The organism is Halomonas llamarensis (genome assembly GCF_023555005.1).
In the GTDB taxonomy this organism is placed as follows: Bacteria; Pseudomonadota; Gammaproteobacteria; order Pseudomonadales; family Halomonadaceae; genus Vreelandella; species Vreelandella llamarensis.
The window spans coordinates 1-417 of sequence record NZ_JAMJPJ010000109.1; the positions used below are offsets into that span (position 1 = coordinate 1).

Annotated in this window: 1 protein-coding gene; it reads right to left on the minus strand. The window is 32.6% G+C overall.

Annotation, left to right across the window (positions count from 1 at the left end):
- Positions 1 to 402 (minus strand): LysE/ArgO family amino acid transporter (locus M8006_RS17805; protein WP_284047121.1); only part of this gene is annotated, 402 nt, incomplete at its 3' end.
- Positions 403 to 417: the final 15 nt, after the last annotated feature.

Consider the following 417-nt stretch of genomic DNA (forward strand, 5'->3'; position numbering starts at 1 on the left):
TTTATCAATTGATCCAACCATTTTTCCTAAAATTGCGAGTAAAAAGAACCATAACCATGAAACGCTAATACAAGCGATTGTAAACGCAATTTTATTGCTGCCACTATATAATGCAGCACTACTACCAATTACTCCAATTGTATCTAAAATAGCATGTGGATTGAGTAATGAAACTGATAAAGCAAAACTTACTTGTTTCATTGGAGACATAATTTGAGTTTCTCCATCTGTTGAGGGTTTATCATGCCAAATGGTCCAAGCCATATACATCAAGAAAATTAAACCAACTATATAAATAATTGCTTGAAGTACAGGTAAAGACATAATAATGATAGATACTCCTACCACTGCAATAATAATAAGTAAGCTGTCTGACAACCCGGCTGTAATTATTGCAGGCAATACATATCTATATTT